Consider the following 22,347-nt stretch of genomic DNA (forward strand, 5'->3'; position numbering starts at 1 on the left):
GCTAGACCAGCTCGGGCACCCGCAGGTGAGCGATCGCCAGCTCAAACTCGGCCACGTCAACGACCTCGGCGCCCAGCTCCCGGACGCGCCTGCTGCGCAATTCGGTGGCCCGGTCGCGGTTGCGGGCCATGGCGTCCATCGAGTCGAACGTCGAGCAGGACACCGCCCGCCGGCACGCGGGATGGTCGACCAGCAGGCTGGCGCTGCAGAACCCGTCGAGATCCTCCATCTCCGGCAGCACCGAGGACCGGTAGAAGTCCAGGGATCGGCTGAGCTGATCAGGCACCACCTTGAGCCAGGTGGCCCGCACGCAGGCCCCCGGACGGGACGGGTGGTCGCGGTGTAGCAAAGCGATGTCCCACTCCTCGACCTGCGCGCTGCCGTCGAACATCAGCGCGGCCTGATCGCGAATCGGCGCGACCCGTCCGGCGCTGGCGCGCATTGCGTCGATGCTGTCCCACGAGCTGGTGGCGATGCAGGTTCCGGACTGCCGGTCGACCAACAGGGACAGTCCGACACACCCGTCGATCTCCATGAGGGCCGGCATGACGATGTCGCGAATGTGCGCGATACCGATGTCTACCGATAAGGGTTGCGCCTGGATGGTGGTGGAGCGTGCGTACACGGCCGACCTCCTCTGTTGGGGCTTGTACCGAAGGGCCCGGTGGGCGACCGGCCCATCAGTTACCTTCCTCCTGCCCGGTGCGCGCCGCAATGCCTTGATGTGGTCGCGCTCACAAACGATTGGCTGGTCGCAACAGGTGCGCCGTAGGCTGGTTCGGATGCATACCGATGTGCTCGACGTGGACACCACACGGCGCCGCATCGTCGATCTGACCGAGGCGGTGCGGGGCTTCTGCTGGTCGCGGGGCGACGGCTTGTGCAATGTGTTCGTCCCGCACGCGACGGCGGGCGTCGCCATCATCGAGACCGGCGCCGGCTCCGACGACGACCTCCTCGACACGCTGGAACGGCTGTTGCCGCGCGACGACCGGTACCGGCACTCGCACGGCTCGCCGGGCCACGGCGCCGATCACGTGATGCCGGCGCTGGTGGCGCCGTCGGTGACGGTGCCGGTCTCCGCCGGCGAGCCGATGCTGGGCACCTGGCAAAGCATCGTGTTGGTCGACCTGAACAAGGACAACCCGCGCCGCTCGGTGCGGTTGAGCTTTCTGGAGGGTTAGCGGCCCGGTAGCCAGCTATTCCGGCGAATACGCTGGAATAGACGTCCACGCAGAAAAAGCGAACAGGAAGAAGCGGACCAGAAGTGCAGACACACGAGATCAGGAAGAGGTTTCTTGATCACTTCGTGAAGGCGGGTCACACCGAGGTGCCCAGCGCATCGGTGATCCTCGACGACCCCAACCTGCTGTTCGTCAACGCGGGCATGGTCCAGTTTGTGCCGTACTTCCTGGGCGCGCGCACACCGCCGTACTTGACGGCCACCAGCATTCAGAAGTGCATCCGCACGCCCGACATCGACGAGGTGGGCATCACCACCCGGCACAACACCTTCTTCCAGATGGCCGGCAACTTCTCGTTCGGTGACTACTTCAAGCGTCGCGCCATCGAGCTGGCGTGGACCCTTTTGACCAACGGCGTGTCCGAGGGCGGCTACGGCCTGGACCCCGAAAGAATATGGACGACGGTATATTTCGACGACGACGAGGCCGTGCAGCTGTGGCAGGAGGTCGCCGGACTGCCGGCCGAGCGGATCCAGCGCCGCGGCATGGAAGACAACTACTGGTCCATGGGCATCCCCGGTCCGTGCGGCCCGTCGTCGGAGATCTACTACGACCGCGGCGAGGAGTTCGGCGTCGGCGGCGGCCCGGTGGCCAACGAAGACCGCTACATCGAGATCTGGAACCTCGTGTTCATGCAGAACGAACGCGGCGAGGGCACCGGCAAAACCGACTTCGAAATCCTGGGGCCCCTGCCGCGCAAGAACATTGACACCGGCATGGGCGTCGAGCGCGTCGCGTTCATCCTGCAGGGCGTGCACAACGTCTACGAGACCGACCTGCTGAGGCCCGTCATCGATGCCGTGGCCGCGCGTGCGCCGCGCGGGTACGACGCCGGCAACCACTCCGACGACGTGCGCTACCGGGTCATCGCCGACCACAGCCGCACCGCGGCAATCCTGATCGGCGACGGCGTCACTCCCGGCAACGACGGGCGCGGGTACGTGCTGCGCCGCCTGCTGCGCCGGGTGATCCGTTCGGCCAAGCTGCTCGACATCGAAGGCCCCATCGTCGGCGAGCTGATGGCCACCGTGCGCGACGCGATGGGGCCGTCGTATCCCGAACTGGTCGCCGACTTCGACCGAATCAGGCGGATCGCCGTCGCCGAGGAGACCGCGTTCAACCGCACGCTGGTGGCCGGCTCCAAGCTGTTCGACGAGGTGGCCGGCACCACCAAAGCCGCTGGAGCCAAAGCGATTTCCGGTTCGGACGCCTTTACGCTGCACGACACCTATGGCTTCCCGATCGACCTGACCTTGGAGATGGCCTCCGAGGCCGGCCTGCAGGTCGACGAGATCGGCTTCCGCGAACTGATGGCCGAACAGCGCCGCCGGGCGAAGGCGGACGCCGCCGCCCGCAAGCACGCGCACGCCGACCTGAGCGCCTACCGCGAGCTGGTCGACGCCGGCCCCACCGAATTCACCGGCTTCGACGAACTGGCTTCCGAGGCAAGAATTCTGGGCATCTTCGTCGACGGGAAGCGGGTGCCGGTGGTGACTCACGGGACCGACGGCGCGCACCAGGTCGAACTCGTGCTGGACCGCACTCCGCTCTACGCCGAATCCGGGGGCCAGATCGCCGACGAGGGCACCATCAGCGGGACGGGCGCCTCAGAGTGCGCCCGCGCGGCCGTCACCGACGTGCAGAAGATCGCCAAAACCCTGTGGGTGCACCGGGTCAACGTCGAGTCCGGGGAATTCGTGGAGGGCGACACCGTGGTGGCGGCGGTCGACCCGGAATGGCGCCGGGGTGCCACCCAGGGCCACTCGGGCACCCACATGGTGCACGCCGCGCTGCGACAGGTGCTCGGCCCCAACGCTGTTCAGGCCGGGTCGCTGAACCGCCCGGGCTACCTGCGGTTCGACTTCAACTGGCAGGGTTCGCTGTCCGACGGGCAGCGCACCCAGATCGAAGAGGTCACCAACGAGGCCGTCCAGGCGGACTTCGAGGTGCACACCTTCACCGAGCAACTCGAGAAGGCCAAGGCCATGGGGGCGGTCGCGCTGTTCGGCGAGAGCTATCCGGAGCAGGTGCGGGTGGTGGAGATCGGCGGCCCGTTCTCGCTGGAACTCTGCGGTGGAACCCATGTGCACAACTCGGCGCAGATCGGGCCGGTGACCATCCTGGGCGAATCCTCGGTCGGGTCCGGGGTCCGCCGGGTGGAGGCCTACGTCGGGTTGGACTCGTTCCGCCACCTGGCCAAGGAGCGCGCCCTGATGGCGGGGCTGGCGTCGTCGCTGAAGGTGCCGTCCGACGAGGTGCCGAAGCGGGTGGCCGGCCTGGTGGAGCGGCTCAAGGCCGCCGAGAAGGAGCTCGAACGCGCGCGGCTGGCCGGGGCGCGCGCCGCCGCGACCAACGCCGCGGCCGGCGCGGAGCGTATCGGTAACGTCCGTGTGGTGGCGCAACGGATGTCGGCGGGGATGACGGCAGGCGACCTGCGTTCCCTGGTGGGCGACATCCGCGGCAAGCTGGGCAGCGACCCCGCCGTGGTGGCGCTGATCGCGGAAGGGGAGGGCGGGACCGTGCCGTACGCGATCGCCGCGAATCCGGCCGCCCAAGACCTCGGGATCCGCGCCAACGACCTGATCAAGCGGCTGGCCGCGACCGTCGACGGCCGCGGCGGGGGCAAGCCGGACCTGGCGCAGGGTTCCGGAAAGGACCCGACCCGCATCGACGCCGCGCTCGAGGCCGTCCGCTCTGAGATAGCGCGGGTCGGCTGAGTGGTTGTCACAGAGCATCGCTTGCCCGACCGGCCCGGCGACCCTGAGCAGGATCCCGGCCGGGGACCGCGGCTCGGTATCGACGTCGGCAGCGTGCGCATCGGCGTCGCCTGCAGCGACCCCGACGGCATCCTGGCCACGCCCAAGGAAACCGTGCGCCGCGACCGCTCCGGCAAACACCTGCGGCGGCTGGCCGAGCTGGCCGCCGAGCTCGGGGCGGTCGAGGTGGTCGTCGGGTTGCCGCGGACACTGGCCGACCGCACCGGCCCGTCGGCGGTCGACGCGATGGAGCTGGCCAGCCAACTGGCCCAGCGCATCGCCCCTACGCCGGTGCGGCTGGCCGACGAGCGCCTGACCACCGTCAGCGCGCAGCGATCGCTGCGCGCGGCCGGTGTCCGCGCCAGGGAGCAGCGGGCGGTGATCGACCAGGCGGCCGCGGTGGCCATCCTGCAGAGCTGGCTCGACCAACGCCGAGCCACCCTGACGGCGGGGGAGCCCACCGATGGTTGACAGCGCACGGCGCGAACGGGCCGACCCAGAAGCGGTCGGTCCGTCGCGCAAAGGGAGCCGCGTTGCCCGGAACCGGGCCGAGCGGGGGCATCGCCGGCGGCGGTTCGCCGGCAAGATCGTGCTCGCGGTCGTCGCCGTCGTCGTGCTGGTGGGAGTTTTCGTCGGCGCCAAGCTGTGGCACACGGTCTTCGGGTCCGGCGACGACTACACCGGAAACGGCAAGCGCGACATCGTGATTCAGATCAAGGACGGTGACTCGACCACCATGGTCGGGGAGACCCTGCAGCACGAGCAGGTGACCAAGACCGTCCGGGCGTTCGTCAACGCCGCGCATGGCAACACCAAGATCTCTTCGATCCAGCCCGGCTTCTACCGGATGCGCACCGAGATCCCGGCGGCCAACGCCGTCGAACGGCTGGCCGACCCGAACAGCCGGGTGGGCCGGCTGGTCATCCCGGAAGGCCGCCAACTCGACGACACCACCGACATGAAGACCAACAAGGTGACCCCGGGCATCCTGACGCTGATCTCCCGTGCCACCTGCGTGACGCTGGACGGCAACCAGCACTGCGTCGCGGTGGAGGAACTGCGGGCGGCGGCGACCAACAGCACGCCCGCGGCGCTGGCGGTGCCGCCGTGGGCGCTCGAGCCGTTCACCGAGCTCGGCAAGGACCATCGCCGGATCGAGGGGCTGATCGCGCCGGGCACCTTCAACGTCGACCCCTCGACCTCGGCCGAGACGATCCTGTCGGGCCTGATCAGCGTCGGCGCCGTGGAGTACATGAAGTCGGGGTTGGTGGACACCGCCCAGGCCATGAGCCTGTCGCCCTACGACATCCTCGTGGTGGCGTCGCTGGTGGAGCAGGAATCCAAGTCGCAGGACTTCGCGAAGGTCGCGCAGGTCATCTACAACCGCCTGCACGCTCACCACACGCTGGAATTCGACTCGACGGTCAACTACCCGCTGGACCGCCGGGAAGTGGCCACCACCGACGCCGACCGCGCCCAGAAGACGCCGTGGAACACCTACGTGTCGCAGGGGTTGCCGGCGACCGCGATCTGTTCGCCCGGGGTGGACGCCCTGCACGCGGCCGAGCATCCCGAGCCCGGTGACTGGTTGTACTTCGTCACCATCGATGCCCAGGGCACCACGCTGTTCACCAAGGATTATCAGCAGCATCTGGCCAACATCGAGCTGGCTAAGCGCAACGGTGTCCTCGACAGCGCGCGCTGACGGCGCAGCCCGAAAAGCGGCGGTGCTCGGCAAGCCGATCGCCCACTCGAAGTCCCCGCAACTGCACCTGGCCGCCTACCGGGCGCTGGGGCTGCACGACTGGACCTATGAGCGCATCGAGTGCGACGCCGAGCAGCTGCCCGCGCTGGTGGGCGGGTTCGGGCCCGAGTGGGTCGGGGTGTCGGTGACCATGCCGGGCAAATTCGCCGCCTTGCGGTTCGCCGACGAGCGCACCGAACGCGCCGAGCGGGTGGGGTCGGCCAACACCCTGGTCCGCACGGCGGCTGGCTGGCGGGCGGACAACACCGACATCGACGGCGTGAGCGGCGCGCTGGGGTCAGCGGCCGGACCGGCGCTGGTGTGCGGGTCGGGTGGGACCGCGCCGGCGGCCGTGCTGGGGCTGGCCCAGCTGGGCGTCACCGCCATCACCGTCGTGGCGCGCAATCCGGACAAGGCCGCCCGGCTGGTGGAGCTCGGCACGGGCATCGGGGTGCCGACGCGATTCGTGGGTTTGGACAGCGGCGGGCTGGCCGCCGCGGTGGCCGGCGCGGAGGTGCTGGTCAGCACGATCCCCGCCGACGTCGGGGCGCGGTATGCGGACACGTTCGCCCCGATCCCGGTGCTGCTCGACGCCGTGTACGACCCCTGGCCCACGCCGCTGGCCGCCGCGGTGGCCGCCGCCGGCGGCCGCGTGATCAGCGGCCTGCAGATGCTGCTGCATCAGGCCTTCACCCAGGTCGAGCTATTCACAGGCTTGCCGGCGCCGCGAGAGGCCATGGCCGCCGCCTTGGGCTAGCGTCCCGCGGCATGCGGGTGACGGCGGCGGTCGCGGTGCTGGTCTGGCTTGCGGTGTTGAGCGGCTACGACATCCGCGAGCGCCGGTTGCCCAACCTGCTGACGCTGCCCGGCGCCGGGATGATCCTGCTGGCGGCCGCCCTGGCCGGGCGCGGCTGGCCCGCCCTCGCGGGCGCGACGGGGCTGACCGCGGTCTATCTGCTGGTGCATGCGGTGGCCCCGGCGGGGATGGGGGCGGGAGACGTCAAGCTCGCGATCGGCCTGGGGGCGCTGGCCGGCGGTTTCGGCGTCGGGGTGTGGTTCCTGGCGGCGCTGACGGCGCCGCTGCTGACCGTGTCGTGGGGCCTGCTCGGCCGGCTTCTCGGCGGCGCGGGCGCCGCGTCGGTGCCGCACGGCCCCTCGATGTGCGCGGCCACCGTCGCCGCGATCGGCCTGGTGCTGGTGTGAGCCCGACGGCCACGCGCGGATTTAAGCCCACCCGGGCGCACATGGGAAGATGATCGGGTGTTGCGTTGGATCACCGCCGGGGAGTCCCATGGCCGCGCGCTGGTGGCCATGCTCGAGGGCATGGTCGCCGGCGTCGAGGTCAACTCGACCGATATCGGCGACCAGTTGGCCCGCCGCCGGCTCGGTTACGGCCGCGGCGCGCGGATGAAGTTCGAGCGCGACGCGGTGACCGTGCTCTCCGGGGTGCGCCACGGCATCACGCTGGGCGGCCCCATCGCCATCGAGATCGGCAACACCGAGTGGCCCAAGTGGGAGACCGTGATGGCCGCCGACCCGGTCGACCCGGCGCGAGCCGCCGACCTGGAAAACTCCGCGCGCAACGAACCGCTCACCCGGCCGCGGCCCGGCCATGCCGACTACGCGGGCATGCTCAAGTACGGCTTCGACGACGCCCGGCCGGTGCTGGAGCGGGCCAGCGCCCGGGAGACCGCCGCGCGCGTCGCGGTGGGCACCGTCGCGCGGTCCTTCCTGCGCCAGGCCCTGGGCGTCGAGGTGCTTTCGCACGTGATCGCGATCGGTCCGTCGGCTCCCTACGACGGCCCGCCGCCGCGCCCGGAAGACCTGCCCGCGATCGACGACAGCCCGGTGCGCGCCTTCGACAAGGACGCTGAGGAGTCCATGATCGCCGAGATCGAGGCGGCCAAGAAGGACGGCGACACCCTCGGCGGCGTGGTCGAGGTGGTGGCCCTGGGCCTGCCGGTCGGGCTGGGCTCGTTCACCAGCGGCGACAACCGGCTCGACAGCCAGCTCGCCGCCGCGGTGATGGGCATCCAGGCGATCAAGGGCGTGGAGATCGGCGACGGGTTCGAAACGGCCCGCCGCCGCGGTAGCCGCGCCCACGACGAGATGTATCCCGGACCCGACGGCGTGGTTCGCTCGACCAACCGCGCGGGCGGGCTCGAGGGCGGCATGACCAACGGGCAGCCGCTGCGGGTGCGCGCCGCGATGAAACCCATCTCCACCGTGCCGCGGGCGCTGGCCACCGTCGACCTGGCGACCGGTGACGAGGCCGTCGCCATCCACCAGCGCTCGGACGTGTGCGCGGTGCCGGCCGCCGGCGTCGTGGTCGAGGCCATGGTGGCGTTGGTGCTGGCCCGGGCGGCGCTGGAGAAGTTCGGCGGCGATTCGCTCACCGAAACCCGCCGCAACATCGAGGCGTATCAGCGCGCGGTCGCCGACCGGGAAGCGCCGGCCGCCCGGGGTACCGCGTGATGGCACCCAGGGCGGTACTGGTCGGGTTGCCGGGTTCGGGCAAGTCCACCATCGGGCGGCGCCTGGCCAAGGCGCTCGGGGTCGGGTTCCTCGACACCGACGCGGCGATCGAGCAGCAGACCGGGCGCAGCATCGCCGACATCTTCGCCGAGGACGGGGAGCAGGGGTTCCGCCGCATCGAGGAGGGTGCGGTGCGCGCCGCGCTGGCCGATCATGACGGCGTGGTGTCGCTCGGCGGCGGGGCCGTCACCAGCCCGGGGGTCTGCGCGGCGCTCGCCGGCCACACGGTCATCTACCTGGAGATCAGCGCCAACGAGGGCGTGCGGCGCACCGGCGGCAGCGCCGTGCGGCCGCTGCTCGCCGGCCCGGACCGCGCCGAGAGGTACAAAGCGCTGATGGCCGAGCGGGTGCCGCTGTACCGGCGCGTGTCGACGATCCGCGTCGACACCAACCGCCGCAATCCCGGGGCGGTCGTGCGCTACATCGTGTCCCGGTTGCAGACCCCCGAGAACGCCCACGCGGAGGCGGCGACATGACCCACACCGTGCAGGTGGCCGTCGACCCGCCCTACCCGGTGATCATCGGCACCGACCTGGGCGACCAGCTGGTCGAACTGCTCTGCGACCGGCACCGGGTGGCCATCGTGCACCAACCGGCGCTCGCGCAAACCGCCGAAGCGATCCGAAGCCGCCTGGCGGACAAGGGCGTTGACGCGCACCGCATCGAAATCCCGGACGCCGAGGCCGGTAAGGATCTGCCCGTCGTGGGTTTCCTCTGGGAAGTCTTGGGCCGCATCGGGATTGACCGCAAAGACGCGTTGGTCAGCCTCGGCGGCGGCGCCGCCACCGACGTCGCCGGGTTCGCGGCGGCCACTTGGCTGCGCGGCGTCGACATCGTCCACATTCCCACCACATTGCTCGGCATGGTCGACGCGGCCGTCGGCGGCAAGACGGGCATCAACACCGACGCGGGCAAGAACCTGGTGGGCGCGTTCCATCAGCCGCTGGCGGTGCTGGTCGACCTGGCGACCCTGGAAACGTTGCCGCACAACGAACTCGTCGCCGGGATGGCCGAGGTGGTCAAGGCCGGCTTCATCGCCGACCCGGTGATCCTCGATCTCATCGAGGCCGACCCGCGGGCCGCCGTGGACCCCGCAGGTGACGTGCTTCCGGAGCTGATCCGGCGCTCGATCGCCGTCAAGGCGGAGGTCGTCGCCGCCGACGAGAAGGAGTCGGAGCTGCGCGAAATCCTGAACTATGGCCACACATTGGCGCATGCGATCGAGCGCAGGGAGCGCTACGAATGGCGGCACGGCGCCGCGGTGTCGGTGGGCCTGGTGTTCGCCGCGGAGCTGGCCAGGCTGGCCGGCCGGCTCGACGACGCGACCGCGCAGCGCCATCGCACCGTCCTGTCGGCGCTCGGCCTGCCGGTCGGCTACGACGCCGACGCGTTGCCGCAACTGCTGGAATACATGGCCCAGGATAAGAAGTCGCGCGCCGGGGTGCTGAGGTTCGTGGTGCTCGACGGGCTGGCCAAGCCGGGACGGCTGGCCGGCCCCGACCCGTCGCTGCTGGCGGCGGCGTACGCGGGGCTGTCCGACGGAGAGGACGCCTGATGACCACCACTGTCGCCGTGATCAACGGGCCGAACCTCGGCCGGCTGGGCCGCCGCGAGCCCGAGGTGTACGGGGACACCACGCACGACCAACTGGCCGAGCTCATCGAGCGGGAGGCCGCCGCGCTCGGCCTGAAAGCCGTTGTGCGCCAGAGCGACAACGAAGCCCAACTGCTGGACTGGATCCATTCGGCCGCCGACGCGGGCGAACCGGTGATCCTCAACGCCGGCGGGCTGACCCACACCTCGGTGGCGCTGCGCGACGCGTGCGCCGAGTTGCGCGCGCCCCTAATCGAGGTGCACATCTCCAATGTGCATGCCCGCGAAGACTTTCGGCGGCACTCGTACCTCAGCCCGGTCGCGACGGGGGTGATCGTCGGGCTGGGAATCCAGGGCTACCTGCTCGCCCTGCGCTACCTGGCCGAAGCCGCCAAGGATTAGCCCCTGCCGGGCGCGTTGCCCGGCGTGGTGGGCTCGTCGCCGGGCTTGCGGATCACCTCGGTTTTGGGCTCGGCCTCGGTCTTGGCGATCGTTTCGGTGGGCGCCTCACGTTCAGTGGTGCCCACCGTTTCGGTGGGCGCCTCACGCTCGGCCGTGGCGACCGCCGCGGTCCGCTCCTCGTGCTGCGCTCCGGCCGTCGGGATCTCCCCGGTCGGCGCGTCGTCACCGCGCACCGCGGAGAACACGTCAGTGTCGCTGTCCCGCCGTTCCTTGTCGCCAAGGCCGTGGCGCCTCTCCGGCTCCTTCTCGTACTGCCGGTCGACGCGCCAGCGGCCGATGGTGACGCCGATGATCCCGGGCAGGAACACGCACAGCGCGGTGAACGCCGCGAACGTGGTCAGCTCGTTGATCAGGCCACCGGTGTAGAGACCCTTGTACACCAGCGCGATGAGCCAGGAGACGGCCCCGGACAGCACGCCGGCCACCAGGCCGGCCAGCAGCCAGGTCATCGCCAGATCGCGGCGCCGGTCCGGGTCCGGGTTCGCGTGGGCGTCGGCCCGGCCGTCGAATACCCCCCAAACGGCCACGCCGATGATGAACAAAAGCAGCAGCACCACGCTGAAGAGCCCGGCCTGCGTCTGCCATGCGTTTATCAACGCGCCTTGGAACAAGCGAACGATTACCATCGCCGCGGCGTAGACCAATCCGCGCAGCATCCAGGACCTCATGGGCAATCAGCGTAGCGAGTACCGTCAAGGGTCGTGACACATTCTCAGCGCCGGGAGAACCTCAAGGCGCAAATTCGAGCCGGCGGACTGGACGCGCTGCTGGTCAGCGACCTGAACAACGTGCGCTACCTATCCGGTTTCACCGGGTCGAACGGCGCGTTGCTGGTTTTCGCCGACGATCGCGGCCCGGTGCTGGCCACCGACGGCCGGTACCGCACCCAGGCCGCCGAGCAGGCGCCCGGACTCGAGATCGCCATCGAACGCGCCCTCGGGCGCTACCTGGTCGGCCGGGCCGCCGAGGACGGCGTCGAGAAGCTGGGCTTCGAAAGCAACGTGGTGACCGTCGACGCCTTCGACGTCCTGACCAGCGAGCTCGGCGAGCGCAAGGCGGCCACCGAGCTGGTGCGGGCCGCCGGGACCGTCGAGGCGCTGCGTGAGGTCAAGGACGACGGCGAGGTGGCGCTGCTGCGGCTGGCCTGCGAGGCGGCCGACGCCGCGCTGGCCGCCCTGGTGGAGCGCGGCGGCCTGCGGCCCGGGCGAACGGAGCGCGAGGTGAGCCGGGAGCTCGAGGCGCTGATGCTCGACCACGGCGCCGACGCGATCTCGTTCGAGACCATTGTGGCCGCCGGGGCGAATTCGGCGATCCCGCATCACCGCCCCACCGACGCCGCGCTGGCGGCCGGGGACTTCGTGAAGATCGACTTCGGCGCGCTAGTGGCCGGCTATCACTCCGACATGACCCGCACCTTCGTGCTCGGCAAGGCCGCCGACTGGCAGCTGGAGATCTATCAGCTGGTCGCCGACGCCCAGCGGGCCGGGCGGGAGGCGCTGCGGGCGGGCGCCAACCTGCGCGACGTCGACGGCGCGGCGCGCCAGCTGATCGTCGACGCCGGCTACGGCGATCAGTTCGGCCACGGGCTGGGGCACGGCGTGGGGTTGCAGATCCACGAGGCGCCGGGGATCGGCGCCACGTCCACCGGCACGTTGCTGGCCGGTTCGGTGGTGACCGTCGAGCCGGGCGTCTACCTGCCGGGCCGCGGCGGCGTGCGCATCGAGGACACCCTGGTCGTGCCCGGCGAGGCGGCGGCGACCCGCGGGCAGGCGCCGGAGTTGCTCACCCGGTTTCCCAAGGAGTTGGCGGTTCTGGCCTAGGCGAACCGCGCGGTCCGGGGCAGGCGGCCGGGGGTAAAGTCGGGTGGCGTGAATGGGGTGGAGCCAATCGAGCGTGGGCTGGCGCGCCTGCGGGACTTTCGGTGGGAGCTGAGCGCCCAGCCCCTGCGGGAGCTGCGGCTGGAGATCGACATCGTGTATTTCCCCGTCCCGGTGCCGTTTTCCGGCGGGAGAAAGCTCAACGTCCCCTTCTTGACGATGATCAAGCGGCTGCGGTCTTCGCCGAGCGAGCCGGCCGAGGCCGGCCCCTAACGCGGGAGCTTCCCGCGGCCACCCGACGCGCGGGCGTCGGCCGCGTCGCGCTTTAGACTGACCGACAAATTGCAGACAGTTCACGAACGACTGTCCATCCTCTAGGAGATACACCGAACCGTGGCAAGCACCGCCGACTTCAAGAACGGACTGGTGCTGGTGATCGACGGCCAGCTCTGGCAGATCGTCGAGTTCCAGCACGTCAAACCCGGCAAGGGCCCGGCCTTCGTGCGCACCAAGCTGAAGAACGTGCTTTCCGGCAAGGTCGTCGACAAGACGTACAACGCCGGCGTGAAGGTGGAGACGGCCACCGTCGACCGGCGCGACGCCACCTACCTGTACCGCGACGGCTCGGACTTCGTGTTCATGGACAGCCAGGACTACGAGCAGCACCCGCTGCCGGAGTCGCTGGTTGGCGACGCCGCCCGGTTCCTGCTCGAGGGCCTGCCGGTGCAGGTTGCGTTCCACAACGGGGCACCGCTCTACCTCGAGCTGCCGGTGTCGGTCGAGATGGAGGTCACCCACACCGAGCCGGGCCTGCAGGGCGACCGGTCCAGCGCCGGCACCAAACCCGCCACCGTGGAGACCGGGGCGGAGATTCAGGTGCCGCTGTTCATCAACACCGGCGACAAGCTGAAGGTGGACACGCGCGACGGCAGCTATTTGGGGCGCGTCAACGCGTGAGCAGGCCCGTCAGGGGGCGCCATCAGGCCCGCAAGCGTGCCGTCGACCTGTTGTTCGAGGCCGAGGCCCGCGGGCTGGGCCCGGCCGAGGTCGTCGACGTGCGCGCCGCGCTGGCCGCGGCGAACTCGGAGGTGGCGCCGTTGCAGCCGTACACGGTCGCGGCGGCCCGGGGGGTCGGGGAACACGCCGCCCACATCGACGACCTGATCAGCTCGCATCTGCAGGGCTGGACGCTGGACCGGCTGCCCGCCGTCGACCGCGCCATCCTGCGGGTCGCGGTGTGGGAGCTGCTCTACGCCGACGACGTGCCGGAGCCGGTCGCCGTGGACGAGGCCGTGCAGCTGGCCAAGGAGCTGTCCACCGACGACTCGCCGGCCTTCGTCAACGGCGTGCTGGGCCAGGTCATGCTGGTGACGCCGCAGATCCGGGCGGCCGCCGCGGCGGTGCGTTCGAGTGCGGCGGCCGCGCCGGAAACCGAGGAACGCCAGGCGTGACCCGGCTGGAGCTGCGCGCCGTCATCGCGGGGTTGCTAGCCGCGACGGTGGTGCTGGGTGCCGTGGTCTGCGCCGCCTTCGGCTGGACCATCGTCGCGTCGGCGCTGTCGATCTACGCGCTCGCGGTGGGCGCCTGGCTGTACCACTGCGTTGAGCGGCTGATCGTGGCCCGCCGCATCAGCACGGTTCGCAGCGCCGCGCGGCCGCTGCAGCCACTGCTGCCCGTGATGGCCGCGATCATGGGCCTGACCCAGGCCGTGGTGCGATCGCTGTCCGACGTCACCGAGTTGCCGGCTCGCCGCTGGGACCTTCCGGTACTGCGCTGGGTGGACGGCACGCGCGTCAACCGGCGCATCGTGGACGCTGACGAGGATGACGACGAGCTGAACAGCTGAGGAGAGCTCATGCGAAACGATCACGTGGGCCGCGCGGCGGGGTGAGAATACAAGTCGCTCAGAAAAACAGGTGAGGTCATGACTCGATACACCACCCAGCCGCGACGACTCCGCGTCTCCGCGCTGGCGGCGGTGGCCAACCCGTCCTACGCCCGCGTCGACACGTGGAACCTGCTCGACGACGCGTGCCGCCACCTCGCCGAGGTCGACCTGGCCGGGCTCGACAAGACCCACGACGTGGCCCGGGTGAAGCGCCTGATGGACCGCATCGCCGCCTACGAGCGGTACTGGCTGTATCCGGGGGCGGCGAACCTGGCGACCTTCCGCGCGCACCTCGAGAGCCTGTCCACGGTGCGGCTCACCGAAGAGGTTTCCATGGCCGTCCGGCTGCTGAGCGAATACGGCGACCGCGCTGGGCTTTTCGACACCTCGGCGCCGCTGGCCGACCAGGAGCTGGTGGCCCAGGCCAAACAGCAGCAGTTCTACACCGTCTTGCTCGCCGACGACGCGCCCGCGACGGCCCCGGACTGCCTGGCCGAATGCCTGCGGGACCTGCGCAACCCGTCCGACGACGTGCAGTTCGAGATCCTGGTGGTGCCCAGCGTCGAGGACGCCATCACCGCGGTCGCCCTGAACGGGGAGATCCAGGCCGCCATCATCCGCGACGACCTGCCGCTGCGCTCCCGGGACCGGCTGCCGCTGATGAACACCCTGCTCGGGCCCAACGAGGATGCGGACGGGGTCATTCCCGACCGCGCCAACGACTGGGTGGAGTGCGGCGAGTGGATCCGGGAGTTACGGCCCCACATCGACCTGTATCTGCTGACCGACGAGTCCATCGCGGCGGGCGATGACGCCGAGCCCGACGTCTACGACCGGACGTTCTACCGGCTCAACGATGTCACCGACCTGCACAGCACCGTCCTCGCCGGGCTTCGGAACCGTTACGCCACACCATTTTTCGATGCGTTGCGGGCGTATGCGGCGGCACCGGTCGGCCAATTCCACGCCCTGCCCGTCGCGCGCGGTGCCAGCATCTTCAACTCGAAGTCGTTGCAGGACATGGGCGAGTTCTACGGCCGCAACATCTTCATGGCCGAGACCTCGACCACGTCCGGCGGCCTGGACTCGTTGCTCGACCCGCACGGCAACATCAAGAAGGCGATGGACAAGGCCGCGCACACGTGGAATTCCGACCACACGTACTTCGTCACCAACGGGACGTCCACCGCCAACAAGATCGTCGTCCAGTCCCTGACCCGGCCGGGCGACATCGTGTTGATCGACCGCAACTGCCACAAGTCGCATCACTACGGGCTGGTGCTGGCCGGCGCGTACCCGCTGTACCTGGATGCTTATCCGTTGCCGCAGTTCGCGATCTACGGGGCGGTGTCGCTGCGCACGATCAAGCAGACGCTGCTGGATCTCGAGGCCGCCGGTCAGCTGGACCGGGTGCGCATGCTGCTGCTGACCAACTGCACCTTCGACGGCGTGGTCTACAACCCGCTGCAGGTCATGCTGGAGGTGCTGGCCATCAAGCCGGACATCTGCTTCTTGTGGGACGAGGCGTGGTACGCGTTCGCCACCGCCGTGCCCTGGGCCCGGCAGCGGACGGCGATGGTGTCGGCCGAGCGCGTCGAGCAGATGCTCGCGTCGCCGGAATACGCTGCCCAGTATCGGGATTGGGCGGCCAAAATGGAAGATGTCGACCGGTCGGAGTGGGTCGACCGCCCGTTGTTGCCCGACCCCGCCCGCGCGCGGGTCCGCGTGTACGCGACACATTCGACGCACAAGTCGCTGTCGGCGCTGCGGCAAGCGTCGATGATCCACGTCCGCGACCAGGATTTCAACGCGCTGGCCCGCGATGCCTTCGGTGAGGCGTTCCTGACGCACACCTCCACCTCGCCGAACCAGCAACTCCTGGCCTCGCTGGACCTGGCGCGCCGGCAGGTCGACATCGAGGGCTTCCAGCTGGTCCGGCAGACCTACGACATGGCGCTGGTATTCCGCCACCGGGTGCGCCGAGACCGGTTGATCAGCAAGTGGTTTCGCATACTCGACGAGTCCGATCTGGTGCCCGAGGAGTTCCGGGCGTCGTCGGTGAGTTCCTACCGCGAGGTCCGGCAGGGGGCGCTGGCCGAGTGGAACGAGGCGTGGCGGTCCGATCAGTTCGTCCTGGACGCGACGCGGGTGACCTTGTTCGTCGGCAGGACGGGGATGAACGGGTACGACTTCCGCGAAAAGATCCTGATGGACCGATTCGGCATCCAGATCAACAAAACGTCGATCAACAGCGTGCTGTTGATCTTCACCATCGGTGTGACGTGGTCGAGCGTGCATTATCTGCTCGATGTATTGCGCAGGGTGGCAATCGATTTCGACCGCGCCGAGAGCGCCGCCAGCGTCGCCGACCGGGCGTTGCAGGAGCGTCACGTCGAGGAGATCACGCAGGACCTGCCGCACCTGCCCGACTTCAGCGAGTTCGACGTCGCCTTCCGGCCGGTGGACGCGTGCATCTTCGGCGACATGCGGTCGGCGTTCTACGCCGGATACGAGGAGTCCGATCGCGAGCACGTCCTGATCGGCATGGCGGGCCGGCGTTTGGCGGAGGGCAAGACGCTGGTGTCCACCACGTTCGTGGTGCCCTACCCGCCCGGCTTCCCGGTGTTGGTCCCCGGTCAGGTGGTGTCCAAGGAGATCATCTACTTCCTGGCCCAGCTCGACGTCAAAGAGATCCACGGCTACAACCCCGACCTGGGGCTGTCGGTGTTCACCGAGGCGGCGCTGGCGCGGATGGAGGCCCAGCGGAACGCGGCGCTGGCGGCGGTGGGTACGGCGTATCCCTCGTTCGAGTTGCCGTCGGATGCTTCGGGCATGAACGGCGCCGGCAATGGTGATCGTGCCGCGCGCGCCGTCAGCGAAGGCGCCTGAGGCTAGGGACGCGACGGCGCCGAGTTGCGGGCTGGCTGCGCCCGGCCGAGCTCGCCCGCCCGGATCCCTCGGGTGATCTCCTCGCCGCGGGCCGGGCCGCCGGCGGGCGCGGGCTCCGGAAGGACTCTCATGCCATCACGCCTCTTCGTGGGCCGCGCCGGGGTGGTGTCCCGGACGCTGCGGCAGGACGACGATCAGCGCCACGATGATCGCCGCGATCACGGCCGAGGCCAGCGGGCGGCTCAGGTTCAGGCCGCCGTCGGCGACCGGCTTGTCGATGAAGTCGCCGATCGTCGCGCCCAATGGGCGGGTCAGGATGAACGCAACCCAGAACAACGCGACCCGCGACACGGCGGTCCAATAGTAGAGCGCGATGACGACGGCAAGGCCGGCGGCGAACACCAACGCCCCACGCTCGTAACCGAATCCGCGAGTGTCGGCGAGCCAGTCGCCCAGCGCGGTGCCCAGGGTCTGCGAGAACGTGATGGTTGCCCAGTAGAAGGCCTCGACTTTCGGCGTCGAGACGGTGGTGACCGACACGGTGCCCTCCGACCACCGCCACAGGCCCAAGGTGGCCAGGAGGCAACCCAGGAGCAGGAGCGACCCGCCGGTGTAGCCGATGCCGAGCGATCGGTCGGCGAAATCGGCCAGCGTCGTGCCGAACGTCGTCGACGCCACGATCGTCGCCCAGTACAGGCTCGCGTGGAAGCGTTTGGCGACGATCTGAGCGCCGACCAGCACCACCAGCGCGACGCCGAAAAGGGCGACCCCGGCCGCGTAGCCCCAGTTCAGCGTCATCGTGACGGTGTCGCCGCCCGTCTCACCCAACGTGGTCGCCAAGATCTTGACGATCCAGAAGCCCAGGGTGACCGCCGGCACTTTGGTCAGAGCCTGCCGCGAAACGTCACTCATCCACTGTCATCTTCCGGTGTCGTCGTTGATGCATTCCTAGGGTAGTCGCGCTGAGAAGACGCTGAGTGCGCGGATAAGAAACCGCTGTGTCCACACTGTGAATCGCGGTCTCGGATGGCCGTGCCGCCCGGGACCCAAACGGCCTGGTGCACAATGCGGTTCGCAGTTCGGGCGACGGGGGCGGCTGCATGGACGCTGAGCTTTTTATGTCAATTACCTTAGCGTTCAATAAGTTACAGCGTTCTTGACGCCAGGCGCCGGGTGAACGTCGTGCCACGATGGTTTGCATGCTCTCCGACGCCGGCAGCGCGAGCCAACTGGGCGCGGGTGCGCGCTGGTCGGTCCTGATCGTGTCCTTGGGGGTGACGGCAACGTCGTTCCTGTTCATCAACGGCGTCGCGTTCCTGATCCCGTCACTGCAGGCGCGCCGCGGCATCCCGTTGACCGAAGCCGGCCTGGTGTCGTCCATGCCGAGCTGGGGGATGGTGGTGACGCTGGTGCTCTGGGGCTGGGTGCTGGACCGCGTCGGCGAGCGGCTGGTGCTGACGGCGGGCTCTGCGCTCACGGCGGCAGCCGCCTACGCCGCGGCGTCTGCCCATTCGATGGTGGCCATCGGTGTTTTCCTCTTTCTCGGTGGGATGGCCGCGGCCAGCTGTAACACCGCCGGCGGGCGGCTGGTGTCCGCGTGGTTCCCGGCACACCAACGGGGCCTGGCGATGGGCATCCGCCAGGCCGCACAGCCGTTGGGTATCGCGTTGGGCGCGTTGGTGATTCCGGAGCTGGCCGAGCGCGGTCCCCGTTCGGGGCTGATGTTCCTCGCGCTCATGTGCACGGTGGCGGCAGCGGCCAGCGCGCTGGGAATCGTCGATCCGCCGCGGAAATCACGCCGGGCGGCCACCGACACGGAACTGGCGAGTCCATATCGCGGGTCGTTCGTGCTGTGGCGGATTCACGCGATAGGCGCCCTGCTGATGATGCCGCAAACGGTGACCGTGACGTTCATGCTCGTGTGGCTGATGAATCGCCATGGCTGGTCGGTCGCGGCCGCCGGCGGTCTGGTCACCCTGTGTCAGGTGCTGGGTGCGGTGGGCCGAATCGCGGTCGGGCGTTGGTCGGATCGCCTCGGCTCGCGGATGCGGCCGGTCCGCGCCATCGCCGTCGCCGCCGCGCTGGCGCTGTTCCTGCTCGCCCTCACCGACGGCACCGGGTCGGGCTACGACGTGTTGCTCATGGTCGCCATCGCGGTGATCGCGATGCTCGACAATGGGCTCGAGGCCACCGCCATCACCGAGTTCGCCGGCCCCTTCTGGAGCGGGCGCGCCCTGGGCGTGCAGAACACCACTCAGCGGCTGATGGCGGCCGCCGGGCCGCCCCTCTTCGGCGCGCTGATCGTCGCCGCCGAATACCCGCCTGCCTGGGCGCTTTGTGCGCTGTTCCCGTTGGCGGCCGTCCCGCTGGTGCCCACCCGGCTGCGACCGTCGGGACCGGAGAACCCGAAAGGTGCTGCGCCATTACGATTTACGCTGGATCGGGAGGTGACTGCCGCTAAGTGATGGCGCTGGACGAAGCCGGCTGACGGCTTTCACTGTGCGTTCACGGCGGCGACACTCCGGTGACTCCCGCCCTGGACGCACACTGGGCTCAGCGCAGAATCCTCGCGTAGAGCAGGCTGTCTTGCGGCTCGGGCCCCAAGTTGGGGTAGACGGCGTGGCGCGCCAGTCGGCCCTCCAACACGAAACCGGCCCGCTCCAGCAACCGCGCCGAACGCGCGTTCTCCACATTGCAGGTGGCCCACACCCGATACACCGCCCGGTCGCTGTCGAGCGCGGTCAACAGCATGTCGATCACCTCGGCCATCAAACCCTTGCCCCACCACCGTCGACCCAGGCAATAACCGATTTCGACGGAGTGCGGCACCGGGCGCCTGCAGCTGGTCAGCCCGACGACCTCGCCGCTGTGCCGCAACTCGATCGCCCAGGTCCGCTCCTCGGCCGTGGCGTTGAGCTTTTCGGTGATCACCCGCCGCGTCGCCGCCACGTCGGGATGCGGCGTCCACATCAGGTACTTGGTGACTTCGCGGTCGCGGGCCACCCGCTGGAACAGTGCCCCGGCGTCGTCGAGCACGGGCCGGCGCAGCACCAGCCGGGGCCCGGTGATGCGGTCGGGTGGGTAATCGGCCACGGCGCTAGAGGCCGAGCGCTTGATAGGTGCGCCGGACGAATTTCGGCTGTGCCGATTGGAGCTTCGCCAGCGAGGTGTTACCGGCTATCGCCGCCGCCACGTCCGCGGACATGTCGGGCAGGTTCTGCACCAGATAGATCAAGACCAGGTCGGCGCTCGGATCGGCCTGCCACCACGTCCCGTAGGCGCCCGGCCAGCTGAACGTCCCGAGGCCGCCCGGCCCGAACAGCGGCGCGCTCTTGGCGGGGTCGGTCACCACCGACAGGTTCAGGCCGAAGCCGCGACCCACCCAGTACGGCGCCCCGAGGAAGTTGTGCCGCTTCTGTTCGTCGGTGAGCCGGTCGGTGCGCATCAGGCGGGCGGATTCGGGTGACAGCACCCGCACGCCGTCGATCGTTCCTTCGTCCAGCAGCATCCGCACGAACCGCAGGTAGTCGTCGGCGGTCGACCACAGGCCGCCACCGGCGTTGGGGAAGGACGGTGGCGTGATGTGCGGCGGCCCCATCGCGTCGTGGTGCAGTTGGCCCTGCCCGTCGAGCCGGTACATGGTCGCGGCGCGGCGGCGCGCCTCGGGGGACACGAAGAACCCGGTGTCGGGCATGCCCACCGGGCCCAGCACCCGTTCGTCGAGAACCTGGTGGAACGGCTTGTCCTCGATGCGTGCCGCGATGACGCCCAGCAGGTCGATGGAGTGGCTGTAGGTAAGTCGGTCGCCCGGCTGATGCACCAGCGGCAGCTTGGCCAGCTCGGCCAGCCAGGCGTCCGGGCCCTGGTTGAACGGCAGCCGCACGTAGGCCTTGGCGATCGGCCCGGACACCGAGAATCCGTAGGCCATGCCGCTGGTGTGGGTGAGCAGATCCTCGATGAGGATGGCGCGCCGCGCCGGATGCGTCCGGTCCAGGGGGCCGTGCGGGTCGTCGAGCACCCGCACGTCGGCCAGCTCGGGCGCCCAGCGCACGATCGGGTCTTTCAGCCTCAGCTTGCCCTCGTCGACCAGGCTCATCACCGCCGCGACGGTGACCGGCTTGGTCATCGACGCGATCCGGAACAGCGTGTCGCGCTGCATCGGCAGGCCCGCGTCCACATCGCGATGACCGATTTCGTTGACCTGCAGCACTTCTCCGCGCTGCCACACCAGCGTCAGGGCACCCGCGAGCAGTCCCGCATCGCACACTTCGCGGATGGAGGCCGCATTGGCGTCGAGATTCACCCGAATCAGGTTAGCGTCGGGCCCGGGGGAGCCGCGGCCAAGGCTTCATCCACGGTCGGGTAGAGGTCGATGAACTCGTCGAGGCCCACGATGCGCAGCGGCCGGCTGGTGGCCGAGCCGTCGGCGGCCACCCGCAGTGACGTCGGGCTGTTCTCGGTCAGGCGATGCACCTCGACCAGCACGGTGATGCCGGCAGAGGACAAGAAATCGACCTCGGTGAGGTCGATGACCAGCACCGCGGGCGTGTCGGCCAGGGCAATGTCGATATGCGTGGCGAGCGAGGGCGCGGTGATGATGTCCACCACGCCACTGACCTGCAGCACCACCGCGTCACCGGCATCGCGGCGGCTGACCCAGAACTCCTCGCTCCTCACCAGCCGAACGTACTGTCTTCCCCGCAACGGGCCATCACCCGGGCCGACTCTCCGCCGGGAGGGTTCGGTCAGCGCCGCTGGGCGCGGACGTACCAGAACGCCATTTCGACCTGCGCGCCCTCGACCTCGCGGCGCATCGTGGCGGCCTCCAGCGACGCGATGTCCCAGCCCGCGCCGCCAAGGACGTCGCGCACCGTGGACTCCGGGACCGCGGGTCGGGGCCACCGCTCGTCCGGGGCGTTGGCGTCGGAGAAGCAGCTGATCAGCAGCGTGGCGCCCGGCCTGGTCGCGCGGTGCACCGCGGCGGCGTAGTTGCGCTTGCCGTCGTCGTCGAGGCAGTGGAACATCCCGCTGTCGATAACGGTGTCGAACGCATCGGTATAGCCCTCCAGCTTGGTGGAGTCAGCCACCGCGAACGTCACGTCGACCCCGGCGTCATGGGCCCGGCGCTGGGCGGTGACCAGCGCGGTGGGCGAGATGTCCAGCCCGGTGACCCGGAACCCGTTCTGCGCGAGGTAGATGGCGTTGTCGCCGAGCCCGCAGCCGATGTCCAGGACCTCACCGTGGACCCAGCCGCCGGCGTGCCACGCGATGACGTTGTCCTTGGGCGCCTTGGTGTCCCACGGGGGTGTGGGCATCGGCGGGATGCCTTCGCCCGGACTCTCGCCGCGGTAGAGCGCGTCGAAATCCATGTGCTGCAATCTGGAGAAGCCCGAGCCCGTCATCTTCGCCAGGGTAGCGT

25 protein-coding genes are annotated in these 22,347 nt (G+C 69.6%); 17 read left to right on the top strand and 8 right to left on the bottom strand.

Going from position 1 to position 22,347, the window contains the following annotated elements; all coding sequences use genetic code 11:
- Nucleotide 1: 1 nt before the first annotated feature.
- Complete coding sequence (locus H7J89_RS23810) at nt 2-625, bottom strand: hypothetical protein (RefSeq protein WP_264047293.1); 624 nt, start codon at nt 623-625, stop codon at nt 2-4.
- Between the two features lie 169 nt (nt 626-794).
- On the opposite strand from H7J89_RS23810, the gene H7J89_RS23815 reads away from it, so the two are divergent.
- The 10 genes from H7J89_RS23815 (at nt 795) to aroQ (ending at nt 10,274) form a co-directional block, all read left to right on the top strand.
- The gene (locus H7J89_RS23815; protein WP_264047554.1) at nt 795-1,184 is read left to right on the top strand and encodes a secondary thiamine-phosphate synthase enzyme YjbQ; all 390 of its coding nucleotides are present in this window, start codon (nt 795-797) and stop codon (nt 1,182-1,184) included.
- Nucleotides 1,185-1,267: 83 nt separating this feature from the next.
- Nucleotides 1,268-3,961: an alanine--tRNA ligase gene (gene alaS / locus H7J89_RS23820; RefSeq protein ID WP_264047295.1), complete on the top strand. Its 2,694-nt coding sequence runs from the start codon at nt 1,268-1,270 to the stop codon at nt 3,959-3,961.
- Complete coding sequence (gene ruvX, locus H7J89_RS23825) at nt 3,962-4,471, top strand: Holliday junction resolvase RuvX (protein WP_264047297.1); 510 nt, start codon at nt 3,962-3,964, stop codon at nt 4,469-4,471.
- Nucleotides 4,464-5,705: an endolytic transglycosylase MltG gene (gene mltG / locus H7J89_RS23830; protein WP_264047299.1), complete on the top strand. Its 1,242-nt coding sequence runs from the start codon at nt 4,464-4,466 to the stop codon at nt 5,703-5,705. Before ruvX ends, mltG begins: the two co-directional genes overlap by 8 nt.
- A complete protein-coding gene (locus H7J89_RS23835; RefSeq protein WP_264047301.1) occupies nt 5,683-6,501 on the top strand; it encodes a shikimate dehydrogenase in 819 nt (272 codons plus the stop codon). The genes mltG and H7J89_RS23835 overlap by 23 nt, the downstream gene beginning before the upstream one ends.
- Nucleotides 6,502-6,512: 11 nt before the next feature.
- On the top strand, nt 6,513-6,947 hold the full coding sequence (locus H7J89_RS23840) for a prepilin peptidase (RefSeq protein ID WP_264047303.1): 435 nt from the start codon (nt 6,513-6,515) through the stop codon (nt 6,945-6,947).
- Between the two features lie 57 nt (nt 6,948-7,004).
- Entirely contained in the window at nt 7,005-8,219 is a 1,215-nt protein-coding gene (aroC, locus tag H7J89_RS23845) for a chorismate synthase (RefSeq protein WP_264047305.1), read from the top strand.
- The gene (locus H7J89_RS23850) at nt 8,219-8,755 is read left to right on the top strand and encodes a shikimate kinase (protein ID WP_264047307.1); all 537 of its coding nucleotides are present in this window, start codon (nt 8,219-8,221) and stop codon (nt 8,753-8,755) included. The genes aroC and H7J89_RS23850 overlap by 1 nt, the downstream gene beginning before the upstream one ends.
- Complete coding sequence (gene aroB, locus H7J89_RS23855; RefSeq protein ID WP_264047309.1) at nt 8,752-9,834, top strand: 3-dehydroquinate synthase; 1,083 nt, start codon at nt 8,752-8,754, stop codon at nt 9,832-9,834. The genes H7J89_RS23850 and aroB overlap by 4 nt, the downstream gene beginning before the upstream one ends.
- Nucleotides 9,834-10,274, top strand: coding sequence for a type II 3-dehydroquinate dehydratase (gene aroQ, locus H7J89_RS23860; protein WP_264047311.1), 441 nt, complete (start codon nt 9,834-9,836; stop codon nt 10,272-10,274). The genes aroB and aroQ overlap by 1 nt, the downstream gene beginning before the upstream one ends.
- On the opposite strand, the gene H7J89_RS23865 is transcribed toward aroQ, so the two are convergent.
- Nucleotides 10,271-11,002, bottom strand: a complete 732-nt coding sequence (locus tag H7J89_RS23865; protein WP_264047313.1) for a B-4DMT family transporter — start codon at nt 11,000-11,002, stop codon at nt 10,271-10,273. The genes aroQ and H7J89_RS23865 overlap by 4 nt on opposite strands.
- A 33-nt stretch (nt 11,003-11,035) precedes the next feature.
- Here H7J89_RS23865 and H7J89_RS23870 point away from each other — a divergent pair, with 33 nt between their 5' ends.
- From H7J89_RS23870 to H7J89_RS23895, 6 genes are all read left to right on the top strand, one after another.
- The gene (locus H7J89_RS23870; RefSeq protein ID WP_264047314.1) at nt 11,036-12,154 is read left to right on the top strand and encodes a M24 family metallopeptidase; all 1,119 of its coding nucleotides are present in this window, start codon (nt 11,036-11,038) and stop codon (nt 12,152-12,154) included.
- Between the two features lie 48 nt (nt 12,155-12,202).
- Nucleotides 12,203-12,424, top strand: coding sequence for a hypothetical protein (locus tag H7J89_RS23875; protein WP_264047317.1), 222 nt, complete (start codon nt 12,203-12,205; stop codon nt 12,422-12,424).
- Between the two features lie 120 nt (nt 12,425-12,544).
- Entirely contained in the window at nt 12,545-13,108 is a 564-nt protein-coding gene (gene efp, locus H7J89_RS23880; protein ID WP_066945215.1) for an elongation factor P, read from the top strand.
- Nucleotides 13,105-13,602, top strand: coding sequence for a transcription antitermination factor NusB (gene nusB / locus H7J89_RS23885; protein ID WP_264047321.1), 498 nt, complete (start codon nt 13,105-13,107; stop codon nt 13,600-13,602). Before efp ends, nusB begins: the two co-directional genes overlap by 4 nt.
- Nucleotides 13,599-13,997 (top strand): antitermination protein NusB, encoded by a 399-nt coding sequence (locus H7J89_RS23890; RefSeq protein WP_264047323.1) that lies wholly within the window; start codon nt 13,599-13,601, stop codon nt 13,995-13,997. The genes nusB and H7J89_RS23890 overlap by 4 nt, the downstream gene beginning before the upstream one ends.
- Before the next feature lie 78 nt (nt 13,998-14,075).
- Nucleotides 14,076-16,928 carry an aminotransferase class I/II-fold pyridoxal phosphate-dependent enzyme gene (locus H7J89_RS23895; RefSeq protein WP_264047325.1) on the top strand — a complete coding sequence of 951 codons (2,853 nt, stop codon included), beginning with the start codon at nt 14,076-14,078 and terminating at the stop codon, nt 16,926-16,928.
- A gap of 2 nt (nt 16,929-16,930) precedes the next feature.
- Here the strand turns inward: H7J89_RS23895 and H7J89_RS23900 are convergent, their stop codons facing one another.
- Together H7J89_RS23900 and H7J89_RS23905 are read right to left on the bottom strand one after the other, a co-directional pair.
- Entirely contained in the window at nt 16,931-17,059 is a 129-nt protein-coding gene (locus H7J89_RS23900) for a hypothetical protein (RefSeq protein ID WP_264047327.1), read from the bottom strand.
- 4 nt (nt 17,060-17,063) lie between these two features.
- Nucleotides 17,064-17,840, bottom strand: a complete 777-nt coding sequence (locus tag H7J89_RS23905) for a COG4705 family protein (protein WP_264047329.1) — start codon at nt 17,838-17,840, stop codon at nt 17,064-17,066.
- A 287-nt stretch (nt 17,841-18,127) separates the two neighbouring features.
- On the opposite strand from H7J89_RS23905, the gene H7J89_RS23910 reads away from it, so the two are divergent.
- Nucleotides 18,128-19,393, top strand: coding sequence for an MFS transporter (locus H7J89_RS23910; protein WP_264047332.1), 1,266 nt, complete (start codon nt 18,128-18,130; stop codon nt 19,391-19,393).
- Between the two features lie 88 nt (nt 19,394-19,481).
- On the opposite strand, the gene H7J89_RS23915 is transcribed toward H7J89_RS23910, so the two are convergent.
- From H7J89_RS23915 to H7J89_RS23930, 4 genes are all read right to left on the bottom strand, one after another.
- Nucleotides 19,482-20,021: a GNAT family N-acetyltransferase gene (locus tag H7J89_RS23915; protein WP_264047334.1), complete on the bottom strand. Its 540-nt coding sequence runs from the start codon at nt 20,019-20,021 to the stop codon at nt 19,482-19,484.
- 4 nt (nt 20,022-20,025) lie between these two features.
- Nucleotides 20,026-21,231, bottom strand: a complete 1,206-nt coding sequence (locus tag H7J89_RS23920) for a serine hydrolase domain-containing protein (RefSeq protein WP_264047336.1) — start codon at nt 21,229-21,231, stop codon at nt 20,026-20,028.
- Nucleotides 21,232-21,236: 5 nt separating this feature from the next.
- Nucleotides 21,237-21,605, bottom strand: a complete 369-nt coding sequence (locus tag H7J89_RS23925; protein WP_264047338.1) for an STAS domain-containing protein — start codon at nt 21,603-21,605, stop codon at nt 21,237-21,239.
- 68 nt (nt 21,606-21,673) lie between these two features.
- Entirely contained in the window at nt 21,674-22,306 is a 633-nt protein-coding gene (locus H7J89_RS23930; RefSeq protein WP_264047555.1) for a class I SAM-dependent methyltransferase, read from the bottom strand.
- Nucleotides 22,307-22,347 lie beyond the last annotated feature (41 nt).

This window comes from Mycobacterium paraffinicum (genome assembly GCF_025822865.1).
Classification (GTDB): domain Bacteria; phylum Actinomycetota; class Actinomycetes; order Mycobacteriales; family Mycobacteriaceae; genus Mycobacterium; species Mycobacterium paraffinicum.